Here is a 22,686-nt window from a genome sequence, read left to right as displayed (position 1 = left end):
CCCCCGCATGCGCCAAGCTCGGCTACATTTCGAGGGATCATGTCAGGTTGCGATAGGAGTTTCGGAGCGGTTGTAACCCGACGGCATTCCTGCCGCCGAGCGTGTCCGCTGAACCGACCGGGACCCGTTCGGCCCGGCCGCGTGATGCGAACTAGGCGAACGCGAGGTACAGAGCAAGAAGTACGCCGACCACGAGCGGAGCCCGCCAGCCGATGGCCGGGGCGAGCGCGCCAACGGCGCCGGCCGCGCCCGAGGCGACCACACCGAGGATGGCCATCAGCCACGCCTCGCGGATGCCGCCCACGGCGAGGGCGAGGACCCAGCAGATGACGACGCCGGTCCCGATTTCCACGAAGCGGACGAAGCCGCGATAGGTCTGCTCGTGAGTAGACCCATCCATAGCCGGGCTATAGGCGTGCCCTGAGACGGTTTGACTCTCGGCCATTTGAAGCGGATCCCTTGGGCGCAACTGTTTTTTCGTTGGTAGCGTATCTAGCCGACGGGCTCAATCGTCGCAATCGCCCGATGCCCCCTCCGCAGGAGACTTCGACAGGCCCGTTCCCGTACCAAAGTGCAGTTGCGCCGGGTGGTCTGGCCGATTCGCCCGGTCAGGCGGCGTCGTCGGCCTTCTCCTCGCCTTCCAGGCCGAGATCCTTCAGCTTGCGGTAGAGCGTCGAGCGGCCGATCCCGAGCCGCCGGGACACCTCGGACATCCGCCCCCGGTAGAATTGCAGGGCGAAGCGGATGATGTCCGTCTCTAGGGTCTCCATCGTCTTGATCTCGCCGGTCTCCTCCGTGACCAGCGACAGGGCGTGCGGATCGCGCACCTCCACCCGGACGATCTCGCGCACCGGCTCCGGCACGTAGGATTGCATCACCGGCTGGTTCGGCGCCGGGGGAATGCGCACGTCGAAGCCCTCGACCTGCGCCGCGATCTGCGGAAACTCGGCCAGGGTGAGCTCGTCGCCATCGGCCAGCACCACGGCGCGGAACAGGGCGTTCTCCAACTGGCGGACGTTGCCGGGCCAGGGATAGCGGGTGAGCAGCGCCATCGCCTCCTGGCTGATGCCCCGGACGCGCTTGCCTTCTTCGGCGGCAAACCGCGCACAGAATGAGCGCGCCAACTCGGCGACGTCCTCGCGGCGTGCCCGCAGGGGCGGCAGCGTCATCGGGAAGACGTTCAGCCGGTAGAACAGGTCCTCGCGGAACTTGCCCTGCTTCACGAGGTCGAGGAGCGAGCGGTTGGTGGCCGAGATCAGGCGGATGTCGACGCGCACCGCGCGCTTGCCGCCCACCGGATCGACCTCGCCCTCCTGCAGGGCGCGCAGGAGCTTCACCTGCGCGTCGAGGGGCAACTCGCCGATCTCGTCCAGGAACAGCGTCCCGCCCGAGGCTTCCACGAACTTGCCGGCGTGCTTCTCGGTGGCACCCGTGAAGGCGCCCTTCTCGTGCCCGAACAGGGTCGATTCCACGAGGTTCTCGGGGATGGCGCCGCAGTTCACGGTGACGAAGGGCTTGCCCTTGCGGTCGCCGGAGCCCTGGATCGCGCGGGCCAGCACTTCCTTGCCGACACCCGATTCGCCCTCGATCAGAACGGGGATGGTGGATTTCGCGGCCCGCTCGGCGAGGCGGATCACCCGCTCCATGTCCGGGCTGCGGGAGGTGAGGTCCTTGAAGCTCAGCGCCCCGGAGGCCCGGCGGCGCATCCGGCGCACCTCCTCCTCGAGGTGATCGACCCGCAGGGCGTTCTTGATCGAGACCTGAAGGCGCTCCGCGCCGGCCGGCTTCACCACGAAATCCACCGCGCCCGCCCGCATGGCGTTCACGACGGCGTCGATGGAGCCGTTCGAGGTCTGCACGATGACCGGCGTGTCGAGGCCGCTGCGGCGCATCTCGGCCAGGACGCCGAGCCCGTCGAGCCCCGGCATCACCATGTCGAGGAGCACGACGTCGGCGCCCTCGGCCCGCAGCATGGCCAGCCCGTCGATGCCCGTCTCGGCCACCCGCGCCTCGAAGCCGAACCGGCGGACGGCGGCCTCGGTCAGGCGGCGCTGCACGGGATCGTCGTCGACGATGAGGACGGCGGTCGACATGGCGGCACCCTTGAGGCCGCACCCTGCGGCTCGGCGCCGGGAGTCCGGCGCGCGTCCGATTCGGCGGCTGTTTCGTTTCGAGCCGTACCCTCGCCCAGATCCGTAAAGTCGCGCTTAACGACGTTTTGTCTTCCCGGCGGATCGTGCTCTGGGGCAAGAGATGGACGCTTGCGTTGAACCGCAACGGGCTTCGCTCGATATCCCCCCTGAGCGCACGCTGCCCCAACGCGCCCGAGGACTGAAGATCCGATGAGAGTGAGCCCCGCCGCCCCGCTGCCCGCCGTGATGGCAGAAGGAGCCGATGCCGCCCGCGCCGCCGCGAAGGCGGCCGATCTCGGCCAGATTCTCGGCCCGCTGCCGGAATGGGACCTGACCGACCTCTACGGCGGGCTCGACGATCCGAACTTCTCGACGGACCTCACCCGCGCCGAGGAGGAATGCCGCCAGTTCAACGAATCGTATGCGGGCAAGATCACCGGCCTCGCCACCGGGCCGGACGCGTCGGTGCGCCTCGCGGAGGCCGTCGCCGCCTATGAGCGGATCGAGGACCTGCTCGGCAAGCTGATGTCCTATGCCGGGCTCGTCTATTCCGGCGACACCACCGACGAGACCCGCGCCAAGTTCTACGGCGACACCCGCGAGCGGCTGACCAACGCCTCCGGCGACCTGCTGTTCTTCGGCCTCGAACTGAACCGCGTGGACGACGCGACCCTCGACGCCGCCAAAGCGCGGGAGCCGCTGTCGCGCTACGCCCCCTGGATCGACGACCTCCGCCGGGAGAAGCCGTTCCAGCTTGAGGACCGGATCGAGAAGCTGTTCCTCGAAAAGTCGGTGACGGCCAACGCCGCCTGGGACCGGCTGTTCGATGAGACCATCGCCAGCCTGCGCTTCACCGTGCAGGGCGAGCGCCTGTCCCTGGAGCCGACCCTCAACAAGCTGCAGGACCCGGACGGGACCGTGCGCAAGGAGGCGGCGGGGGCGATCAGCGAAGTGCTGCGCACGAACCTGCGCGTGTTCACGCTCATCACCAACACGCTGGCCAAGGACAAGGAGATCTCCGACCGCTGGCGGGGCTTCCGGGACGTGGCCGATGCCCGCCACCTCTCGAACCGGGTCGAGCCGGAGGTCGTGGCGGCGCTGGTCGATGCCGTGCAGGCCGCCTATCCGCGCCTGTCGCACCGCTATTACAAGCTGAAGGCCAAGTGGTTCGGGCAGGAGACCCTGCCCTATTGGGACCGCAACGCCCCCCTGCCGAAGGTCGATCAGCGCACGATCCCCTGGACCGAGGCGCGCGACACGGTGCTGACCGCCTACGAGGCGTTCTCACCGGACATGGCCGGCATCGCCAAGCGTTTCTTCGACTGCAACTGGATCGACGCGCCGACCCGTCCGGGCAAGGCGCCGGGGGCCTTCGCGCATCCGACCGTGCCCTCCGTGCACCCGTATGTGCTGGTGAACTACCAGGGCAAGCCGCGGGACGTGATGACGCTCGCCCACGAACTCGGGCACGGGGTGCATCAGGTGCTGGCGGGGCCGAACGGCGCCCTCATGGCGCCGACCCCGCTGACGCTGGCCGAGACCGCCAGCGTGTTCGGTGAGATGCTGACCTTCCGCAAGCTCCTCGCGGCGACCCAGAACACGACCCAGCGCCGGGCGATGCTCGCCGCGAAGGTCGAGGACATGATCAACACGGTGGTGCGGCAGATCGCGTTCTACCTGTTCGAGCGGAAGGTCCACCTCGCCCGCGCCAAGGGTGAGTTGACCACCGAGCAGATCAACGCCCTGTGGCTCTCGGTGCAGGCGGAATCCCTCGGCCCGGCGATCACCCTGGATTCGGGGTACGAGCCCTTCTGGGCCTACATCCCGCACTTCATCCACTCGCCGTTCTACGTCTACGCCTACGCGTTCGGCGATTGCCTCGTGAACTCGCTCTACGGCGTCTATCAGAAGTCCGGCGACGGCTTCGCGGAGCGCTACATGGCGCTGCTCTCGGCGGGCGGGGCCAAGCCCTACGCCGAGTTGCTGGCGCCGTTCGGGCTCGACGCGCGCGATCCCGGCTTCTGGCAGGTCGGCCTCGGGATGATCGAGGGCATGATCGCCGAACTGGAAGCGATGGAAGGCCAGGATTGAGGAACGGGGGGCGGTTCGCCGCCCCCTCCCCTCCAGGCGCTCAGCGCAGGGGCTTGGCGAGGTTCACGGCCAAGGCCGAGACCAGCGTGAGCGTGTAGCCGTCGGATCGCGTGTCGGCGATGCGCTCGGCCTCGCCGCCGCTGTTGGCCGCGACGGACATCATCAGCATCAAGCCGGTGCCGATCGCGCCGATACCGGCGGTGAGGGCCAGATAGGCGCGCAACGCGGCGCGTGGAACGATGGTCTCGTCGGCGCAGGGGCCGAGGGCCAGCGGGGTCGGGCTGCTGTCGCTCATGGCAGTTAGCTTCACCCGCGACGCCATCGGCCGGACGATCCGGCCACGCTCATGCGGACGCTATGGGCCGCTAGCATGCAACGTGCCGTAACGGCAAAGGTTCAAGCGTGACAATTGCCGGTTGCGTACTTTTTTGCACCGCTATGCTTGTTGAAAGCTTGGCGGCGCCCCCCCGCCCTGTGACGGGGGGCGCCGGGAGGGCGCTAGCCCTCGCCCGCATGGGCCTTGCCCAGGGCCGCCTGGGCGGCGGCGAGACGGGCGATCGGCACGCGGTAGGGCGAGCACGAGACGTAATCGAGCCCGACCTCCTGGCAGAAGGCGATGGAGGCGGGATCGCCGCCATGCTCACCGCAGATGCCGAGCTTGATGTTCGCCCGTGTGGCCCGGCCGCGCTCGCAGCCGATCCGCACCAGTTCGCCCACGCCTTCCTGGTCGATGGTGATGAACGGGTCGGCCGGCAGGATGCCCTTCTGGGTGTAGGGCCCGAGGAAGGTCGCCGCGTCGTCGCGGGAGATGCCGAGCGCCGTCTGGGTGAGATCGTTGGTGCCGAAGGAGAAGAACTCCGCCGTCTCGGCGATCTGGCCCGCCATCAGGGCGGCGCGGGGCAGCTCGATCATCGTGCCGACCTGATAGTCGAGCTTGGCCGACTTCTCCTGCTCGACGGCCTTCGCCGTAGCGTCGATGCGGGCCTTCACGAGGTCGAACTCGGCGCGGGTGAAGACCAGCGGCACCATCACCTCCGACGTCACCGGCTTGCCGGTCTCCTCGGCGGCCTGGATGGCGGCCTCGAAGATGGCGCGGGCCTGCATCTCGGCGATCTCCGGGAAGGCGATGGCGAGGCGGCAGCCGCGGAAGCCGAGCATCGGGTTGTGCTCGGAAAGCTCGCGCATCCGCTGGCGGATCTTGTCCTCCGACACGCCCGTCGCCTTCACGACCTCCTGCACCTCCGAATCGGTGTGCGGCAGGAACTCGTGCAGCGGCGGATCGAGCAGGCGGATCGTCACCGGCAGGCCGGACATGATCTTGAACAGCTCGATGAAGTCCTGCCGCTGGTAGGGCAGGATCTTCGCCAGCGCCGCCTTCCGGCCCTCGGCGTCGTCGGCCAGGATCATCTCGCGGACGGCGATGATCCGGTCACCCTCGAAGAACATGTGCTCGGTGCGGCAGAGGCCGATGCCCTCGGCGCCGAAGTTGCGCGCGGTGCGGGCGTCGGTGGGCGTGTCGGCGTTGGTGCGCACCTTCATGGTGCGGATGCCGTCGGCCCATTCCATCAGCGTCGCGAAGTCGCCGGAGAGCTCCGGCTCCAGCATCGCCACCTCGCCGAGGATCACCTGTCCGGTCGAGCCGTCGATGGTGATCTTGTCGCCCGCCTTCAGCATCTGGCCGCCGACGGTCATCGTCTGCGCCTTGTAGTCGATGCGGATCGTGCCGACGCCGGAGACGCAGGGCTTGCCCATGCCGCGCGCCACCACCGCCGCGTGGCTGGTCATGCCGCCGCGCGTGGTGAGGATGCCCTCGGCCGCGTGCATGCCGTGGATGTCCTCAGGCGAGGTCTCGACGCGCACGAGGATGCACTTCTTCTCGGCCTTGCGATGCGCCTCGGCATCCTCCGAGTTGAACACGATCTGGCCCGTGGCCGCGCCCGGCGAGGCCGGCAGGCCGTTGGCGATCACCTTGCGTTCGGCCTTCGGGTCGATGGTCGGGTGCAGCAGCTGGTCGAGGGCGGAGGGCTCCACGCGGCCGATGGCCTCGTTGCGGGAGATCAGCCCCTCGGCCGCCAGATCCACGGCGATGCGCAGGGCCGCCTTGGCGGTGCGCTTGCCGTTGCGGGTCTGGAGCATCCAGAGCTTCCCCTTCTCGATGGTGAACTCCATGTCCTGCATGTCGCGGTAATGGCCTTCCAGGATCCCGTAGATCCGGGTCAGCTCCGCGAAGCTCTCGGGCATGGCCTTCTCCATCGAAGGCTTGTCGCTGCCGGCCTCTTCCCTGGCCTTCTCGGTGATGTTCTGCGGGGTGCGGATGCCCGCCACCACGTCCTCGCCCTGGGCGTTGATAAGGAACTCGCCGTAGAGCGCCCGCTCGCCGGTGGAAGGGTTCCGGGTGAAGGCCACGCCGGTCGCCGACGTGTCGCCCATGTTGCCGAACACCATCGCCTGCACGTTGACGGCGGTGCCCCAGCTCTCCGGGATGCTGTTCAGCTCGCGGTACTTCTTCGCGCGCGGGATCATCCAGGAGTTGAACACGGCGCCGATGGCGCCCCAGAGCTGGTCGTCGGCCCCCTGCGGGAAGTCGGAGCCGTGCTGCTCGCGGACGATCTTCTTGTAGGTCTGGATCAGGGTCTTCCAGTCCTCGGCGCCGAGTTCGGTGTCGAGGTCGAAGCCCTTCGTCTCCTTGTACTGCTCCAGCGCCTCCTCGAAGGCATGGTGCTCCACGTCGAGCACGACGTTCGAGTACATGGTGATGAAGCGGCGGTAGGAATCGTAGGCGAAGCGCTCGTCGTCGGCTTCCTTGGCCAGCGCCGTCACGGTCTCGTCGTTGAGGCCGAGGTTCAGCACCGTGTCCATCATGCCGGGCATGGAGGCGCGGGCGCCGGAGCGGACGGAGACGAGGAGCGGGGCCTTCGCATCGCCGAAGGCGCGGCCGGTGAGCTTGCCGACCTGCGCCAGGGCGGCGGTCACCTGGTCCCTCAGCTCCGGCGGGTAGCTCTTCCCGTGGTCGTAGTAATACGTACAGACCTCGGTGGTGATGGTGAAGCCGGGAGGCACCGGGAGGCCGAGATTCGACATCTCGGCCAGATTCGCGCCCTTGCCGCCGAGCAGATCGCGCATCTGCGATTTGCCCTCGGCCTTGCCATCACCGAAAGCGTAGACCCACTTCGCGTCGCCAGCCATCTCGATACCGCTCGTCGCTCGCCGTTGGGCCGTGAATGCCCTTCACGGCGGGGTGAACCATTCGGCACTGCAACGCAAGATGAACGGGCAGTGCGAAACGGCAGCCTCATGTGACGAAATCCCGCCCATGACGCCCACCCGCCGAAAGGGAGGGCATGGACGCACGGACGGGCTTCGTTGAATCCGGATCAGGAGAGGCCGCGGAACAGGCCGAGGCCGATCACGCCGACCGCGATCAGGTAGATCGCGACGATGTAATTCAGCAGCCGGGGCATCACGAGGATCAGGATGCCCGCCAGGATGGCGATGATCGGCTGCAGGTGCGAGATCGTGATCGTCATGGTCCGTCCTCCGGCCAAGCTCGGCCGTGAGGAGGAGACGTCCAGGCGGCCTGAAGGGTTCCTCGACGGGCGATGCCGGCCGCTCCCCTCACGCGGGGAGCGGCCGGGTGGGCGCTACATCGGCGGGGGCTTGGGCGTCGGCGTGTTCGTGCCGGGGATCGGATCCTTGGCCTCGCCGACGGGGAGGCTGACCTCTGTCGTCGGCTTGGCGAGTTCCGGGTACGGCGAGATCACGTTCGCCCCGTTCAGCGGCTTGTTCGCGCCGTTGTGACAGGTGGCGCAGCTGATCTTGGCGACGTCGTTGGTCGGTCCGAGGCGGGCCGCCGGGAACGTCGTCGTCAGCGGGTGCATGTAGTCCTGGTTCAGTTCGCGAACCATCTGCACGCCGTACCACGCATGGACCCGGTTCGGGGTGCTGGTGTCCCACTGCGCCACCGAGCGGGTGTTGTGGCAGAACGTGCAGTTCACCCCCAGCGCCTGGGACATGGTGATCATGATCGCGAAGGTGCGCTCCGCGTCCTGGATCGGCTTGCTCTTCGATTCGGGGAGAGCCGTCGTGGCGTTCACCCGCACGAAGGATTCCGGCACGTCCTTCTTGCCGTAATACTCGTCGAAGACGGCATAGGGCAGCGAGGTCAGGCCGACATTCGCCGAGGCGAGGTTCTGGCCGTTGTTGCGCGGGATGAACTTCGCACCGGCCGAAGGCGGGGGCGTGTCGAACCAGATGTTGGCCGGCACGGGATTGCCCCGGTGGCAGGTGTAGCAGGTCACGCCGGCCTCGTGGACGTGCTTCTCCTTCCAGGTCGAGTTGATGTGCTGGGTCATCTGGAACATGCGGCGGGCGACGCGCTTCTGGTACAGCTCGTCGGAGGCCATGTTCTCGGTGCTGTGGCAGTAGGTGCAGCCCTGCTGCGGCGCGACCCATTCGGTGATCGACACCATCACGCGGTTGAACTGCTCGGCCGAGAGGTCGCCCAGCACCTGCACGTTCTCGTAGACGGCCGACGCCTTGTCGCCCGAGGCGTCGGCGGGATCGGCCGGAGCCGGCGCCCGGTTGGCGTCGGCCAGTTCCTCGTTGCCCGCACGGGTGCGGATGAGGTCCATGCCGGTGCCCCGGAAGCCGGTCTGCTTGTTGGCCATGGGCGGATGGGTCCAGCCCGCCCCGCCGAACATCGCGATGGTGAGGAAGAGGGCCAGGGCGGCCCCCGCCACGGAGAGAACGGTCTTCATTGCGCCCTCCTCACGGCTTCACGACGGGGTTGAGATGGGCCGGATCGACGATCGGCCCGTAGACCTGTGGGTAGGCCGGCGCGACGCCGTGCTTGACCGCCCAGAGGTACCAATTGTCCACCACCGTGCCGGTGAGGAGGATGCCGATGCCGCCCGTGAGCGTCGTCAGCACCGCGAACCACCACGCCCAGCGGTGGATCGATTCCATCGTGGCGTTGAAGCCCATCGTCCAGCGCCAGAACAGGGCGGCGCGCTCGGTGGCCGTGCCGCGATCCACGATCTGGTCGATCTCGCGATCCGCCCCGTAGCGGGAGCAGGCGAGGATGGTCCCGCCATGCATCGCGAAGAGCAGCACCGACCCGTAGAGGAAGGTGATCGAGAGCATGTGGAACGGGTTGTAGAAGAGGTTGCCGTAGCGGAGCGAGAACGCCGCCGTCCAATCGAGGTGCGGGAAGATGCCGAAGGGCACGGCCTCGGACCACGAGCCCATCATGATCGGCCGGATGAAGCCGAGGACGAGATAGAGCCAGATGGCGCTGGCGAAGGCCCACGGCACGTGCGTGCCGAGGCCCAGCGCCTTGGCGCGGCGATAGAGGTGGACCCACCACAGCAGGATCGAGGCGGTGAGGAAGAAGCCGGCGATCAGCCACCAGCCGCCTTCCGCCAGCGGCGGCAGGATGCGCAGGCCGTATTTCGGCAGCGGCGGTTCCAGGGCGAGCCAGGGGAGCTGGCGCACGAACTGCACCGGATCCCAGTTCACCGAGGCCCACATGTTGAGGCCGATGATCTCGAAGGCGATCAGCCCGCAGACCATCGAGAGAGCCGCGATATAGCCGATGTAGATCGGCCCGACCTGGCTGTTGCCGATGAGGCCGAACAGGTAGCTGTTGAACGGCTTGCCGACGCGGCCATCGACCGCGACCGGGATGCCCATCTCCGGCTCCAGGGGCCGGACCTGAACCTGCGTGAAGAAATTCTGATAATAGGCCATCGTCCGATCCCCCGGAGGCCGGTCGGTCGCCCCGACCCGGCTCACAGCGTCCGCGACACACCCCGCGCGGACTGCGGGATATTCGTCAGCGCCACACGGGCAGGTTGAGCCACCAGCCCCACCATTCGGGCCAGCCCTGGGTCCAGAACGGACCGCTGATCACGATGCAGACCGCGCTCCAGAAGCCGGCCGCCAGGGCGAGGTACCAGCCGAGACGGTGCACGCCGAGGGTGCCGATCGAGTAGCCAATCGTGTCACGGAAGAAGGTGTCCTCGTGCTCGGGGGTCTTCACCACCTCGCCCTTCGGCGGGTTGGTGGAGGACAGGATCAGGCCGCCGTGCATGGCGAGCGCGAGCGTCGTGGTGAAGAAGAACGTCACCGCGAGCATGTGCGCCGGGTTATAGTGGAAGTGGAGATACTGGTATCCCGTGTTCGACACCCAATCGAGGTGCGAGAGGATGCCGTAGGGAAAGCCGTAGCCCCAGGCGCCCATCAGGAACGGGCGGACCACCACCAGGGTGAAATAGGCGAAGATCGCCATGCCGAAGGCGATCGGCACATGGTAGCCGATGCCGAGCTTGCGGCAGATCTCGACCTCGCGCAGCGCCCAGGACACGAACGAGCCCAGCGCGCACATGGTGATGATCTGCCAGAGCCCGCCCTCCTTCAGGGGCGCGAGCTTGAGGCCGTAGCTGATGTCCGGCGGGGCGATGTTGATCTGCCAGATGTTCCAGGTCGGCCCGAGGGCCGCGCCGTAGATCACCAGGGCGGTGCCCAGCACGGTGAAGAAGATCCCCGTCACGCCGAAGAACCCGACGAAGTAGGGACCGATCCAGAAGTCGAAGAGGTCGCCGCCGAGCAAGGTGCCGCCGCGGACCCGGTATTTGCGCTCGTAGCTCAGCATCGCCATGGCGAAGACCTCCCGTTCGTCGTTCGGAGAGGCGGGCGGCGACGTCCGCCCCTCCGCTCAGTGATGTCAGGCCGGCATTTCCGGCAGCGCGAGCGTGATGGCGTTCGCGGCCTTGTTCGCCTTCGGACCTTCCAGCCAGTTGAACCGGTCGGTCGAGAGCAGGATGAAGTGGATCAGCAGCGCCAGGATGAAGAGGAAGGTGAACAGAGCCACCAGCGTGCGCCGCGGATCGAAAAGCAACCAAACCTTGTGCATCCGATCCTCCTCAGCCGATCATCGAAACGAGGGCGCGGGCCGTGTCGGTCACGCCTTCGAGGGAGGCGTAACCCTGCGGTCCGGGAAGCCACGGGCGCCACAGCCAGACGAGGATGTGGGCGACCACGGCGATCGCCGTGAAGATGAGGAAGCTCGTCAGGAAGATCGCGTGGAACTCCTTGGCCTCCGGTTCCGTCAGCCCGGACAGGCTGCTCGGTCTCTCAGTCGTGATGGGTCCACCAGCCATGGTTTAAGACCTCCGTGTGTTGGCCGCGCCTCTCACGAAGCGCGACGGGTGCTGCCGCGTGTGGCGCGGCCTCACTTCCCCCGCGTGACCGGACGGAAGCGTCTCGTGTCTGGGCTGAGGCGCGAACGCTCAGCCCATGAAGGCGAAGGGAATGGCCTGCATGGCCATCGCCCGGGCCTCGCCGAAGACCGAACGGTGCGGCGCCGGCAGGCCCGCATGGGCGGGCTTGCGGGCGGGCGACATCCGGCCGAGGGCGGCGGCGGCGAGGAAGAAGGGGTAAGTCGCGGCCAGGATCAGCCGGAACTGGAGTTCCTCCTGATGCAGGCGCGCGGTCGGGGCCATCGTACGCATCCTCAGGTCTCCTCTCGTGAAAGGCGGCTCATGCGGGGATCCCCGCGCTGAGTGTGGTGCGCGCGCCGGTCACATGACCGGCGGCAACGGTGTCGGCGCCAGCCATGCGGGCGGCGCGCTCGGCCGCGTCGCGCAGGCGCTTGGCGGCGGAGATCCGGGCGAGGACGGGCTGCGCCTCGACGGCGCGGTCGAGGGCGGACAGCGCCTCGGCGTCCCAGGGCAGCTCGCGGTGGGTGCGGGCCGGGGTCGGCTCGACCTTGTCCATGTCGCGGGCGAGCGGCAGGATGTGGAAGAGCGTGTCGAACAGGGCGTTGCAGACCTCCTGCACGAGGTAGGTCGCGCCCGCGTAGCCCATGAACGGCGTGCCGGTGTGCCGCCGGATGATCGCCCCGGGGAACGAGGCCGGCACGTAGGTCGCCCGGCCGCCGGCCTCCGCGAGGTACATCCGCTCGTTGAACGAGCCGAACAGGACCAGCGGCGGGTTCTTGGCGATGGCGTCCCGCACCTTGGCGTTGTCGGGCTTGAGCCCGGCGGAACGGCCGAAGGCGAAGTGGCAGGGCAGGCCCATCTCCTCCTCGAGGAAGTGGCGGACGCCCCGCGCGTAGGTCTCGGTGGCGACGATGCCGAAGCTCGCCGTGCCGAAGAAGTCCTGCGTCACCGACCGCCAGAGGTCCCAGACCGGCTTGATCGTGGTGTGGCGCTCGCGCTCGATGAACGGCTCGGGGTCGACGCCCAGGATCTCGCCCAGCGCCCGCAGGAACTTGGTGGTCGAGAGCACGCCGATCGGCGCTTGCAGATACGGCCGCTCTAGTGCCTCGCACAGGCCCCGGCCGAACTCCCGGTAGAGGCAGATGTTGGCATCCGCGTTGACGAGCTTCGGCACGTCGGCGAGGTGCGAGCCGAGCGGAAAGGTGAGGTTCACCTCCGCGCCGATGCCTTCCACCAGCCGCTGGATCTCGGCGAGGTCGCTCGGCATGTTGAACGTGCCGTAGGCCGGGCCGATGAGGTTGACGCGGGGCTTCTCACCCTCTTTGCGGGCGGGGCGGGCCGGAATGCCCTTCTTGGCGAACTTGCGCGCCCCGTATTCCTGCCAGAGCCAGGTGATCGCCCGGTCGGCGGCCTGCCACTGGTCCTCGTCGATGGTGCGCGGCAGGAACCGCTGGAGGCCGGTGCCCTCCGGGGTGACGCCGCCGCCGATCATCTCGGCGATGGAGCCGGTGACGACGACGCTGGGCAGCCCCGGATCGAGGGTCGAATGGGCGCGCTTCATCGCGCCCTCGGTGCCGTGGCGGCCGAGTTCTTCCTCGGCCAGACCCGTCACGACGATGGGGAGTTCGTGCGGCGGCAGGGCGTCGGTGTAGTGCAGCACCGAGGTGACGGGCAGGTTCTCGCAGCCCACGGGACCGTCAATGACGACCTGAAGGCCCTTGATCGCCGTGAAGACGTAGACCGCGCCCCAGTATCCGCCAGCTCTGTCGTGATCGAGGATCAGCATTATGCCATCTCCCCGATCGGCTTCTTCGGGCCTTCGGCCTTCGGAGACAGCTTCTTCTGCGGAATTTCCTGCCAGACACCCGCCGCATGCCCGGTGCCGACGCCCTCGAAGAAGTCGCGCATCGCATCGAAGCGCGGCTTGTTGCGGAGCGCCGCGTTGACCACGGTCGCCAGCGAGCCGGCGCCGGCCGCGCCCATCAACGGGCGGGCGGAGATGAGGTTCGTGAAGTAAAGGGCCGGCGTCGCGGCCTCCTTGGCCTTCTGCACCACCGGCGTCGTGCCGATGGCGAGGTCCGGCCGGAAGTGGTGGAAGGCGTAGAGATCGTCTTCGAGGGAAGCCCGGTAGCGGACCTCGCAGCCATGCGCTTCGAGCCAATCGCGATCCGCCTCGGACCAGGGTGTGCGCGGGCAGGCGGTACCGACATAGGGCACCTCCGCGCCGCTCTCTATGAGCAGGCGGGCGACCAGAAGCTCCGAGCCCTCGTAGCCGGAGAGCGTGATCCGGCCCTTGATCGGCGAGGCCGACAGGGCGCCGCGAATGCCGGCGAGGATGCCGGCCTTGGCCGCGTCGATGGTCTCGGCCGAGACGTTGCAGGCGCTGCCGATCCGCTCCAGCCACGCGGCCGTGCCCTCGACGCCCACGGGGGCCGAACCGACGATGGGCCGCCCGGCCGCCTCGAACTCGCGGATGCTCGCCGTGTAGAACGGGTGGATCGCGGCCACGACCGAACAGTCGAGGGCGCCGTACAATTCGCGCCATTCCCGCGTCGGCACCACCGGCCCGGCGGCGAGGCCGAGCGGCGCCAGCAGGCTGCCGATCACCATCGGGTCGGCCGGGAACATCTCGCCGAGCAGCGCCACGGTCGGGCGCTCGGAGCGGCCGCCCTTCGGCGCCTGGACCGGGCCTTGTTCGGCCTCGGCGCGGGCGACCTTCAGCATGGCCCCGGCCAGCACGTCCTTGGCCTCGGCATGGGTCGGCACGCCGAAGCCCGGCACGTCGATACCGATGACCCGAACCCCGTCGATCTCCTTCGGCAGGAGCCGCAGCGGCACGCCCGACGCGGTGGGGACGCAGAGGTTGATGACGACGACGGCGTCGTAATCCTCAGGCTTCGCGGTGGCGTGGACCGCCTCGCGGATGTCCTCGAACAGCTTGCCGGTGACGAGCGTCTCGGAGTTGAACGGCACGTAGCCGACGCTCCGGCGGGCGCCGTAGAAATGCGAGGTGAAGGTCAGGCCGTATACGCAGCAGGCCGAGCCCGAGAGGATCGTCGCGGTGCGGCGCATCCGCAGGCCGACGCGCAGCGAGCCGAAGGCCGGGCACATGCTCTGCGGCTGATCGTGCGGACCCTGCGGGTAATCCTCGCGCAGCTGCGCCAGGGTCTCCGACATCCCCGCCGCCTCCGCAGCCTCCCGCATCGCGTCCTTGCCGGCGTGGCAGCCGAGCCCGTCGCCCTTGGTGGCGGCGAGGTCGATGGCGGGAGCCGCCTTGCGGGCCCGCAGTTCGGCGATGTCGAGGGAGACGGCCATGCGCGTCAGACCTCGTCGTACACGACTTCGAGGGACGGCTTGGTCACCTCGGCGACCCCGCACATGTCCTCTTGCGTCGCCGGGACGAGCACCACGTCGCGGCCCGTCGTCTCGCTGGAGAACAGGCCGAGGAGACCGTCCTGAGTCAGCGGCGTCGGACGGTGCGGGGCGGCGCCGGCCACGTTGGCGGCGAGTTCGGAGAACAGATCGCCCCAGCGGCCGTCCGGTTTGCCGATGATCTCGTAATTCGCGCTCTTCTTGCGGATGTCGTCGTCGGCCGGGATCGAGGCGAGCACCGGGATGCCGGCGGCCTCCGCGAAGGCCTGCGCCTCGCCGGTGCCGTCATCCTTGTTGATGACGAGCCCGCCGACGCCGACATTGCCACCCATCTTGCGGAAGTATTCGACCGCCGAGCAGACGTTGTTGGCGACGTAGAGCGATTGCAGGTCGTTCGAACCGACGACGATGACCTTCTGGCACATGTCGCGGGCGATCGGCAGGCCGAAGCCGCCGCAGACCACATCGCCGAGGAAGTCGAGCAGGACGAAATCGAAGCCCCACTCGTGGAAGCCGAGCTTTTCCAGCAGCTCGAAGCCGTGGATGATCCCGCGCCCGCCGCAGCCGCGCCCGACCTCCGGCCCGCCGAGTTCCATGGCGTAGACGCCGTCGCGCTTGAAGCAGACATCGCCGATGGCGACCTGCTCGCCCGCGAGCTTCTTCTTCGTGGAGGTCTCGATGATGGTCGGGCAGGCCTTGCCGCCGAACAGCAGGGAGGTGGTGTCGCTCTTCGGATCGCAGCCGATGAGCAGCACCTTCTTGCCCTGCTGGGCCATCATGTAGCTGAGGTTCGCCAGCGTGAACGACTTGCCGATGCCGCCCTTGCCGTAAATCGCGATGATCTGCGTCTCCTTCTTCGCCAGAGCGGTGGAGACGGGATCGGGCTCGATGGCGGCTTCGTTGCGCAGGTGCGTCGCCTGGGCCAGGGCCGCCTTGTTCAGTTGAACGTTCATGCGGCGTCCCTCCAATCCAGGACCATCTTGAGGCAGGCCGGATCAGCGAAGGCCGTCCGGTAAGCCTCCTCGGCCCGCGCGGCGGGCACGCGGTGGGTGATCAGGCCGTCGAGAGACAGGCGCCCTGCCTCGATCAGGCAGGTGACGGCGGCGAGGTCGCCCGGCCGGAACTCGGCGGAGATGCGCAGGCGCGCCTCCCGCATGAAGGCGGGCGGGAAGGCGAAGGAGAGCGGCGCCTCGTAGAAGCCCCCGAGCACGATCTCGCCGCCGGGGGCGAGACGCCCGATCAGCCCGTCGAGGCCGGCGGAATCGCCGCTCACGTCGAGGATGCGCGCGTAGTCGCGGCGGACATCGTCCTCGGGGGCCAGGATGTCATAGCCCTCCGCGCCGTCGCGGCGGGCGGGGTTCGTCTCCCACACGGTGGGCTCGGCCCCCATCGCCACGGCGACACGGGCCAGAAGCCGGCCGAGCACGCCGTGCCCGACGATCAGGGGACGCTCGCCCTCCGCGATGCCGCCGGCCGCGCGATGGGCGGTGGCGGCCAAAGCCAGCAGGCAGGCGCGCTCGCCCAGCGCCCCATCGACGGGAAGCAGCTTGTCGGCGGGGGCGACGAGGCGGGAGGCCGCGCCGCCGAACAGGCCGCGCACCGGGCCGAAGCAGCGGGCGCCGGGGACGAACACCCATTGCCCCACGCGGACGGGAGCGTCGGCGGCGGCCTCGGCGACTTGGCCCACGGTCTCGTAGCCCGGCACCAGCGGATACCCCATGCCCGGAAAGGCCGGCATCCGGCCGGACCAGAGCAGGCGCTCGGTGCCGGTGCTGATGCCGCTCCAGGCGACATCGACCACCGCGTCGCCCACACCCGCGCCGGTGAGGGTCAGGCGCCGCAGGGCCAGCCTTTCCGGTTGTTCGAGGATGACGGCGAGAGCGTCCATGACTGGAATTTCCGCCCGACTCAAAGGCGACACCGCAGGGTCGGGTCTCCTGAGTGTCATTCTAGATAGACACTTTTGCGCGTCAACCTGTCTTAACAGTCATCTGCTGGTTTTGTGTGCGACGAGCACACGGGCGAGCAGGGGACGACGGGTTTTGCGCTCTTTCAACGCCGCGAATCCGGCCTCGCGGGCCAAGCGTGACAGTTCGTCTGCCGTCCGGGGACGGCCGGAGCCCATCGCAAGCAGGTAGAACCCGAAATAGGCGTCCCCCACCGGCTCCGCGCCGGGCGTTCCCGCCATCGGTTCAGCGATGACGAGTCGTCCGCCGGGGGCCAGCGCCGCATAGGCCGCGCGCAGCAGCGCCCGAACCGGTGCGTCGTCGTGGTCGTGAAGGACGCGCACGAGGGAGATCGCGTCGGCGCCCTCCGGCAAGCCGGCGTGGAAATTGCCGCCGACGCAGTCGATCCGGTCGCCCAGCCCGACGCGGCCGAGGCGGGCGCCGGCCCGTTCCGCCACGGCGGGCAGGTCGAACAGGGTGAGTCGTCGCCCCGGCAGATGCGGCGCGGCGGCTTCTAGGAAGGCCCCCTCCCCACCACCGACATCCATCCAGTGGCGGATGCCGCGCAGGTCGCAGGCCTCGATGATGTCCTGCGCGATCATCGCCTGGGACGTGCCCATCAGCGCGCCGTAGGGCGCGGCCTCGCCCGGCGCGACGGCGCCGCCCTCGGCATAGGGCCAGTAGGAGGAGAGCCGCGTGCGCTCCGCGCGGCCCTGCAGCAGGGCGACGGGATCGGCGAGGTCGGCGTAGAGCAGGGCGTGGTGCTCAACCATCGCCGCGATGCCGGGATTGCCGGTGACGGCGGCGCCGAGGTCGGCCAGGGCGAAGCGCCCGTCCGGCAGGGCGCGAATCAGATCGAGGGAGCGGGCGGCGAGGAGCAGCGTCCGCGCCTTCTCCGGCGGCAGGCCGAGGCGCACGGCCAGGGCCTCGATCGTCATCGGCCCCTCCGCCAGGATCGCGAACAGGTCGAAGCGGATGCAGGCCGTCAGCACCTGCGCGTAGACGAAGCCCGCGCAGAGATCGAACAGGGTCCGCGTGTTGGCTTGCGCGATGCGCCGCGTCAGCGGGAAACCCGCCGCCCAGCGCTGGAAGCGCGGACTCGCCACGAGGCGATTCCGCAGCGCCAGCCAGCGCTCGGAGAGCGGGCGCGGGCGCGCCGCCGGGGGATCCGACAGGGCCGCGCCCCGGCTCAGGCCGACACCGCCCGCAGGCTCGCCGGCAGGAACAGCCGGGCCTGCGCCTCGATCTCCGCCGTCAGCCCCTTCGCGCCGGGGCAATCCGGCACGGCCGCGATGGCCTCGCGGGTGAGGCGCTTCAGCCTGTCGAGGGCGCCGCCCGTGCCGAGCAGCGCTGCCGCGTTGGGCCGCCCGAGGGTCGCGTCGCGCCCGGCGGGCTTGCCGATCTCCTCCTGACGGCAGGCGACGTCGCGCAGATCGTCGGCCACCTGATAGGCCTCGCCGAGCGCTTCGCCGAGGCGCCGCCACGGCTCCGGCTCGGCCCCCGCCGCCGCCGCGCCGGCCACCGTCGCCGCCGCGAAGAGCGCGCCGGTCTTGGCCTGCTGGTAGGCGCTGAGATCCACATGCGCCTCGGATTCCCAGGCCTGCCCCGCCGCGATGCCGGAGGGTGAGCCCGCCGCCCGGCCGAGCAGCCCGACGAGCCGGGCGAGCCGGCGCGGATGCCGCCACGATCCCCGCGCCAGGGTCTCGAAGGCAAGCACGATCAGCGCGTCCCCGGTGAGGACGGCGATGGGCGTGCCAAAGGCGATGTGGACCGTGTCCTTCTGGCGGCGCGTCGGCGCGTCATCGAAGCAGGGCAGGTCGTCGTGGACGAGGGAGGCGCAGTGCAGAAGCTCGATCGCCGCCGCCGCCGAATCGGCGCCCAGGGGATCGTCGTCGCCGCAGGCCCGCGCCACCGAGAGGCAGAGCCGGGGCCGGATGCGGTGCCCGCCGGGGAAGACGGCGTAGCGCATCGCTTCCGCCAGAAGGGGTGGCGCGCCGGGCGCCTCCGAGTAGGCGACAGCCCTGTCGAGGGCCGATTCGATCCGCGCGCCGGGCTCCATGCCGCCCTCCCTGTCATGGCGGGTTGCCATCGCCATGTGTCACTTATAATTGACACTCACGGACCACAAGATCAATCCCGGCCAGGGAGGCTCCGCAACCGTGTCGGCCACGCGCGTCGTCGTGATCGGAGCCGGGATCGGCGGGCTCGCCGCCGCCCTCAGGCTCGCCCGTGCCGGCCTGTCGGTCACGGTGGTGGAGCGCGCCGAGGCGCCGGGCGGCAAGATGCGCGCGGTGCCGGTGGACGGCACGCGCATCGAGGCGGGGCCGACCGTCTTCACCATGCGCTGGGTGTTCGAGGAGCTTCTGGCCGAGTGCGGCGCGAGTCTCGCCGAGCGTGTCACCCTGCGGGATGCGAGCCTGCTGGCCCGCCACGCCTGGAGCCGCGACGAACGCCTCGACCTCTTTGCCGACATCGACGCCTCGGCGGCGGCGATTCACGCCTTCGCGGGAGCAGGCGAAGCCGAGGGCTACCGGCGGTTCTGCGCCCGCGCGGCCGAGGTCTACCGCACCCTGGAGGGGCCCTTCATCCGCTCCGGCCAGACGGGGCCGACGGGGCTCGCCAAGCGGGTCGGCATTTCCGGGATCGGCGACCTCTGGCGCATCCAGCCCTTCGCGACGCTCTGGTCGGCGCTGAAGGAGTATTTCCATGATCCGCGCCTGCTGCAGCTGTTCGGGCGCTACGCCACCTATTGCGGCGCCTCGCCCTTCACCGCCCCGGCGACGCTGATGCTGGTCGCCCATGTCGAGCAGGCCGGTGTCTGGACCGTGCAGGGGGGCTTGAGTGCGCTCGCCGCCTCCATCGCCGGCCTCGCCGTGGAGAACGGGGCGGAGTTCCGCTACGGCACCCATGTCCAGGAGATCGAGGTCTCCGGGGGCAAGGTCACGGGCGTGCGGCTCGCGGGCGGCGGGCGCATCCCGGCGGATGTCGTGATCTGTAACGGCGACGTGGCGGCCCTGGACGCGGGGCTGCTGGGCCGCGCGGCGGCGCCGGCCGGCGACCGGATCGGGCGGGCCGAGCGCTCGCTCTCGGCGGTGACCTACTGCGTGCGGGCCGAGACGGCGGGCTTTCCGCTGGCCCACCACACGGTGTTCTTTTCCCGCGACTACCGCGCCGAATTCGACACGATCCTGCGCGACCGCCGCCTGCCCACCGACCCCACGGTCTACGTCTGCGCCCAGGACCGCAGCGCCGAGGGCGCCTTTCCCGGCGGGCCGGAGCGCCTGCTGATGCTCGTCAACGCCCCGGCCGACGGCACGGAGCGCCCCCTGCCTGCCACGGAGATCGCCCGATGCGAGACCAACCTGAAGGCGCGGCTGCACGCCTGCGGCTTGTCCCTGACGCGGGAATCGGCGGCCACGGTCACGACGCCGGAGGCGTTCGCGGGCCTGTTCCCGGGGAGCCAGGGCGCCCTGTACGGGCGGGCCTCGCAGGGCTGGGCGGCGACGTTCAAGCGGCCGGGCGCGCGCACGAAGATAGCGGGGCTCTACCTCGCGGGGGGCTCGGTCCATCCGGGGCCGGGCGTGCCGATGGCGGCGCAATCGGGGAGGCTCGCGGCGGCAGCGATCCTCGCCGACCTTGGTTCGACGGGCCTGTCGGGCGCAACGGCTATGTCTGGTGGTACGTCGATGCGGTGAGCGACGACGGCACCCAGGGCCTCACCATCATCGCCTTCATCGGCAGCGTGTTTTCGCCGTATTACGGCTGGAGCCGGGACAAGAACCCCTTCGACCACTGCGCGATGAACGTCGTGCTCTACGGCCGCCCGAGCCGCTTCGCCATGACCGAGCGGAAACAGGGCACCCTGGCGCGCGGGGCGGACCACATCGCCATCGGCCCGAGCGCTATGGAGTGGGACGGCACCGAACTCACGGTGCGCATCGACGAGCGCGGGGCGCCGCTGCCCCGGCGCATCCGGGGCACGGTGCGGCTGCGGCCCTCCGGCATCACGGCGGGGCCGTTCCATCTCGACCCGGCCGGGCGGCACCGCTGGTGGCCGATGGCGCCGGCCTCGCGGGTGGAGGTCTCGCTGAGCGAGCCGGGCCTGTCCTGGCAGGGCAGCGGCTATTTCGACACCAACGACGGCGACGAACCCCTGGCCGACGCCTTCACCCGCTGGACATGGTGCCGGGCCGAACTGCCGGACGGGGCCGCGATCCTCTACGACGTGGCGCACCGGGACGGCGGCGGGCGCAACCTGTCGCTGGGCTTCGCCTTCGACGGCACGCGGCGGGACATCCGCCCGCCGCTCTCGGCCAAGCTGCCGCCCACCGGGTTCTGGCGGATGCCCCGCGAGACCCGCAGCGACGACGGCAAGGCGCGGGTCATCACCACCTTCGAGGACACGCCTTTCTATTCGCGCTCGCTGCTGGCCTCGACCCTGGCGGGCGAGCCGGTGCGGGCGGTCCACGAGAGCCTGTCCCTCGACCGGTTCCGCAACCCGCTGGTGCAGCTGATGCTGCCCTTCAGGATCCCACGACCGCTCGGCGGGTGAGGCTGAAGCCGCCCTGCGGCAGCAAACCCGTCAGGCCGACGCGCCACGCGATGCAGGCGAAGGTCGCCAGCGCCAGGGCGAGACCGAAGGAGAAGCCGGTCTCGCCGGCCGCGAACCGCACGAGGGCGGTGAGCGGGCTGAGCGCGATCAGCAGCCGCTCATGGGCGACGAGCCCGCCCTGCTTCACGGCGGCGAGCCCGAGGAACAGGGTCGCGGGCAGCAGGGGCACGAGGTCGTAGACCGGCACGTAGGGCGAGAGCAGCGGCGTGACGCACAGGCAGGCGGCGGCCCGCAACTCGGGCGAGGCCCCGGAGCGCCAGACCCGCAGCACGAAGGCCAGGGCCATGAGTGCCACCGCGATCTGGAACGCCCAGGCCAGGGCCACCGAGCCGCCGAGGAGGCGCACCGCCCCGAAGGCGCTGGCGTTGAGATCGAGCCCCGACGCGGCCTCCTGCAGGATGATTCGGTTGGTGCTCGACAACGAGTGCAGGAAGCCGATCCACGGCTCGATGCCGAACAGGGCCACCGAGGCGAGGCTGGCGGCGAGCACCGTCGCGGCGCAGCTCATGAGCGTGGTCCACCGTCCGGTGGCGAGCAGCAGGAGCGGCGCCACCAGCGCGAAATGCGGCTTGAAGGCGAGGAGCCCGAAGCACAGGCCGGCGAGGCGCGGGCGCCTGTCGAGGAGGACGAGGCCCAGCGTCATCAGCCCGGCGGTGAACAGCCCGTTCTGCCCATAGGACAGGTTGCAGAACACGAGAGGGTGGGCGAACGCGATGAGGGCGATGTCCATCCGCCCCGCCGCGCGCCGCAGCACGAACAGGAAAAACGCGGCCGAGAGGGCGCACCACGCGAGGTAGCCGGCCTGCGGGTCCATCCACGCCATCGCCGCCGACGGGATCAGGAAGATCGGCGGGTAGTGCCATGCGAACCGGCAATCCGGCCCGAACGCCTCCCGCAGGTTCGCGAGGTGGCGGGCGAGGTCGTAGGGCTCGGCGGCCCGGCCCTCCAGGGCGGCGCGGCCGGCGACCCAGATCTGCGAGAAGTCGTTGCCCAGGATCTCGCCGTACCAGTTCCGGCGCGGCTCCGGCCCGGTCCCGAACAGCACGATGATGATCGCGGCGGTGATCGGCAGCAGGAAGATCGCCGCCAGCCGCCCGAAGGCCAGGAAGCGCGCATCGTTGAAGACGATGTCCGCGAGGTCCGCGCGCAGGCCGGCGAGGAACGTCCGGCCGGTCTGCGGAGCGGAAGCGTGCATGGTCTGTCCCGGCATCGGGCCATCGGAAAGGGCCCGGCCGAGCCTAGGAGACAACGGTTCCGAGCCCGTTAACGATGGGATTCGAAGCACCGTCACACTTGTGCAGCATGGATGTGGC

The 22,686-nt window shown here is 69.6% G+C and carries 21 protein-coding genes; 3 read left to right on the top strand and 18 right to left on the bottom strand.

Annotated features, from left to right (window positions below; translation table 11 throughout):
* Window positions 1-151: 151 nt before the first annotated feature.
* A complete protein-coding gene (locus AAHF99_RS20585) occupies window positions 152-445 on the bottom strand; it encodes an aa3-type cytochrome c oxidase subunit IV (protein WP_243958306.1) in 294 nt (97 codons plus the stop codon).
* 163 nt (window positions 446-608) lie between these two features.
* Window positions 609-2,093, bottom strand: a complete 1,485-nt coding sequence (locus AAHF99_RS20580; RefSeq protein ID WP_342166333.1) for a sigma-54-dependent transcriptional regulator — start codon at window positions 2,091-2,093, stop codon at window positions 609-611.
* Window positions 2,094-2,342: 249 nt separating this feature from the next.
* Between AAHF99_RS20580 and AAHF99_RS20575 the strand changes: the two genes are divergently transcribed.
* The gene (locus tag AAHF99_RS20575) at window positions 2,343-4,223 is read left to right on the top strand and encodes a M3 family oligoendopeptidase (RefSeq protein WP_342166331.1); all 1,881 of its coding nucleotides are present in this window, start codon (window positions 2,343-2,345) and stop codon (window positions 4,221-4,223) included.
* Between the two features lie 40 nt (window positions 4,224-4,263).
* Here the strand turns inward: AAHF99_RS20575 and AAHF99_RS20570 are convergent, their stop codons facing one another.
* From AAHF99_RS20570 to AAHF99_RS20500, 15 genes are all read right to left on the bottom strand, one after another.
* Window positions 4,264-4,518, bottom strand: a complete 255-nt coding sequence (locus AAHF99_RS20570) for a hypothetical protein (RefSeq protein WP_243958300.1) — start codon at window positions 4,516-4,518, stop codon at window positions 4,264-4,266.
* Window positions 4,519-4,721: 203 nt separating this feature from the next.
* Window positions 4,722-7,409, bottom strand: coding sequence for a pyruvate, phosphate dikinase (gene ppdK, locus AAHF99_RS20565; RefSeq protein WP_342166330.1), 2,688 nt, complete (start codon window positions 7,407-7,409; stop codon window positions 4,722-4,724).
* 188 nt (window positions 7,410-7,597) lie between these two features.
* Complete coding sequence (locus AAHF99_RS20560) at window positions 7,598-7,750, bottom strand: DUF3096 domain-containing protein (protein WP_342166329.1); 153 nt, start codon at window positions 7,748-7,750, stop codon at window positions 7,598-7,600.
* Window positions 7,751-7,864: 114 nt separating this feature from the next.
* Window positions 7,865-8,980 (bottom strand): photosynthetic reaction center cytochrome PufC, encoded by a 1,116-nt coding sequence (gene pufC / locus AAHF99_RS20555; protein ID WP_342166328.1) that lies wholly within the window; start codon window positions 8,978-8,980, stop codon window positions 7,865-7,867.
* 10 nt (window positions 8,981-8,990) lie between these two features.
* Complete coding sequence (gene pufM / locus AAHF99_RS20550; protein ID WP_342166327.1) at window positions 8,991-9,971, bottom strand: photosynthetic reaction center subunit M; 981 nt, start codon at window positions 9,969-9,971, stop codon at window positions 8,991-8,993.
* Between the two features lie 85 nt (window positions 9,972-10,056).
* A complete protein-coding gene (pufL, locus tag AAHF99_RS20545; RefSeq protein WP_342166326.1) occupies window positions 10,057-10,881 on the bottom strand; it encodes a photosynthetic reaction center subunit L in 825 nt (274 codons plus the stop codon).
* A gap of 66 nt (window positions 10,882-10,947) precedes the next feature.
* A complete protein-coding gene (gene pufA / locus AAHF99_RS20540; RefSeq protein WP_243958276.1) occupies window positions 10,948-11,136 on the bottom strand; it encodes a light-harvesting antenna LH1, alpha subunit in 189 nt (62 codons plus the stop codon).
* A gap of 10 nt (window positions 11,137-11,146) precedes the next feature.
* A complete protein-coding gene (gene pufB, locus AAHF99_RS20535) occupies window positions 11,147-11,383 on the bottom strand; it encodes a light-harvesting antenna LH1, beta subunit (RefSeq protein WP_238204760.1) in 237 nt (78 codons plus the stop codon).
* Window positions 11,384-11,512: 129 nt separating this feature from the next.
* Window positions 11,513-11,734, bottom strand: coding sequence for a hypothetical protein (locus AAHF99_RS20530; protein ID WP_342166324.1), 222 nt, complete (start codon window positions 11,732-11,734; stop codon window positions 11,513-11,515).
* 28 nt (window positions 11,735-11,762) lie between these two features.
* Window positions 11,763-13,229 carry a chlorophyllide a reductase subunit Z gene (bchZ, locus tag AAHF99_RS20525; RefSeq protein WP_342166323.1) on the bottom strand — a complete coding sequence of 489 codons (1,467 nt, stop codon included), beginning with the start codon at window positions 13,227-13,229 and terminating at the stop codon, window positions 11,763-11,765.
* Window positions 13,229-14,758, bottom strand: coding sequence for a chlorophyllide a reductase subunit Y (gene bchY, locus AAHF99_RS20520; protein WP_342166322.1), 1,530 nt, complete (start codon window positions 14,756-14,758; stop codon window positions 13,229-13,231). The genes bchZ and bchY overlap by 1 nt, the downstream gene beginning before the upstream one ends.
* A gap of 5 nt (window positions 14,759-14,763) precedes the next feature.
* Entirely contained in the window at window positions 14,764-15,768 is a 1,005-nt protein-coding gene (locus AAHF99_RS20515) for a chlorophyllide a reductase iron protein subunit X (protein WP_342166321.1), read from the bottom strand.
* Complete coding sequence (gene bchC / locus AAHF99_RS20510) at window positions 15,765-16,703, bottom strand: chlorophyll synthesis pathway protein BchC (protein WP_342166320.1); 939 nt, start codon at window positions 16,701-16,703, stop codon at window positions 15,765-15,767. The genes AAHF99_RS20515 and bchC overlap by 4 nt, the downstream gene beginning before the upstream one ends.
* 99 nt (window positions 16,704-16,802) lie before the next feature.
* Window positions 16,803-17,936 carry a methyltransferase gene (locus tag AAHF99_RS20505; protein ID WP_459558956.1) on the bottom strand — a complete coding sequence of 378 codons (1,134 nt, stop codon included), beginning with the start codon at window positions 17,934-17,936 and terminating at the stop codon, window positions 16,803-16,805.
* Window positions 17,937-17,950: 14 nt separating this feature from the next.
* Window positions 17,951-18,820: a polyprenyl synthetase family protein gene (locus AAHF99_RS20500; protein WP_342166389.1), complete on the bottom strand. Its 870-nt coding sequence runs from the start codon at window positions 18,818-18,820 to the stop codon at window positions 17,951-17,953.
* A 100-nt stretch (window positions 18,821-18,920) separates the two neighbouring features.
* On the opposite strand from AAHF99_RS20500, the gene crtD reads away from it, so the two are divergent.
* Complete coding sequence (crtD, locus tag AAHF99_RS20495; protein ID WP_342166318.1) at window positions 18,921-20,456, top strand: 1-hydroxycarotenoid 3,4-desaturase CrtD; 1,536 nt, start codon at window positions 18,921-18,923, stop codon at window positions 20,454-20,456.
* The gene (locus tag AAHF99_RS20490) at window positions 20,453-21,313 is read left to right on the top strand and encodes a carotenoid 1,2-hydratase (RefSeq protein WP_342166317.1); all 861 of its coding nucleotides are present in this window, start codon (window positions 20,453-20,455) and stop codon (window positions 21,311-21,313) included. The genes crtD and AAHF99_RS20490 overlap by 4 nt, the downstream gene beginning before the upstream one ends.
* Here AAHF99_RS20490 and AAHF99_RS20485 read toward each other — a convergent pair.
* Entirely contained in the window at window positions 21,285-22,568 is a 1,284-nt protein-coding gene (locus AAHF99_RS20485) for a glycosyltransferase family 87 protein (RefSeq protein WP_342166316.1), read from the bottom strand. The genes AAHF99_RS20490 and AAHF99_RS20485 overlap by 29 nt on opposite strands.
* Window positions 22,569-22,686: the final 118 nt, after the last annotated feature.

It is taken from the genome of Methylobacterium litchii (assembly GCF_038442315.1).
GTDB classification, from domain to species: Bacteria; Pseudomonadota; Alphaproteobacteria; order Rhizobiales; family Beijerinckiaceae; genus Methylobacterium; species Methylobacterium litchii.
The sequence above is the reverse complement of the archived record's forward strand: the minus strand, read 5'-3'. Positions and strand labels throughout refer to the sequence as shown.

Bases quoted from the DNA above. Each gene is read 5' to 3' on its own strand.
- ppdK (WP_342166330.1), bottom strand. From the start codon at position 7,409: ATGGCTGGCGACGCGAAGTGGGTCTACGCTTTCGGTGATGGCAAGGCC.
- AAHF99_RS20570 (WP_243958300.1), bottom strand. From the start codon at position 4,518: ATGAGCGACAGCAGCCCGACCCCGCTGGCCCTCGGCCCCTGCGCCGAC.
- pufL (WP_342166326.1), bottom strand. From the start codon at position 10,881: ATGGCGATGCTGAGCTACGAGCGCAAATACCGGGTCCGCGGCGGCACC.
- AAHF99_RS20585 (WP_243958306.1), bottom strand. From the start codon at position 445: ATGGCCGAGAGTCAAACCGTCTCAGGGCACGCCTATAGCCCGGCTATG.
- pufM (WP_342166327.1), bottom strand. From the start codon at position 9,971: ATGGCCTATTATCAGAATTTCTTCACGCAGGTTCAGGTCCGGCCCCTG.
- AAHF99_RS20580 (WP_342166333.1), bottom strand. From the start codon at position 2,093: ATGTCGACCGCCGTCCTCATCGTCGACGACGATCCCGTGCAGCGCCGC.
- bchC (WP_342166320.1), bottom strand. From the start codon at position 16,703: ATGGACGCTCTCGCCGTCATCCTCGAACAACCGGAAAGGCTGGCCCTG.
- bchZ (WP_342166323.1), bottom strand. From the start codon at position 13,229: ATGCTGATCCTCGATCACGACAGAGCTGGCGGATACTGGGGCGCGGTC.
- AAHF99_RS20560 (WP_342166329.1), bottom strand. From the start codon at position 7,750: ATGACGATCACGATCTCGCACCTGCAGCCGATCATCGCCATCCTGGCG.
- pufA (WP_243958276.1), bottom strand. From the start codon at position 11,136: ATGCACAAGGTTTGGTTGCTTTTCGATCCGCGGCGCACGCTGGTGGCT.
- AAHF99_RS20500 (WP_342166389.1), bottom strand. From the start codon at position 18,820: ATGGAGCCCGGCGCGCGGATCGAATCGGCCCTCGACAGGGCTGTCGCC.
- AAHF99_RS20575 (WP_342166331.1), top strand. From the start codon at position 2,343: ATGAGAGTGAGCCCCGCCGCCCCGCTGCCCGCCGTGATGGCAGAAGGA.
- pufC (WP_342166328.1), bottom strand. From the start codon at position 8,980: ATGAAGACCGTTCTCTCCGTGGCGGGGGCCGCCCTGGCCCTCTTCCTC.
- pufB (WP_238204760.1), bottom strand. From the start codon at position 11,383: ATGGCTGGTGGACCCATCACGACTGAGAGACCGAGCAGCCTGTCCGGG.
- bchY (WP_342166322.1), bottom strand. From the start codon at position 14,758: ATGGCCGTCTCCCTCGACATCGCCGAACTGCGGGCCCGCAAGGCGGCT.
- AAHF99_RS20515 (WP_342166321.1), bottom strand. From the start codon at position 15,768: ATGAACGTTCAACTGAACAAGGCGGCCCTGGCCCAGGCGACGCACCTG.
- AAHF99_RS20530 (WP_342166324.1), bottom strand. From the start codon at position 11,734: ATGCGTACGATGGCCCCGACCGCGCGCCTGCATCAGGAGGAACTCCAG.
- AAHF99_RS20485 (WP_342166316.1), bottom strand. From the start codon at position 22,568: ATGCACGCTTCCGCTCCGCAGACCGGCCGGACGTTCCTCGCCGGCCTG.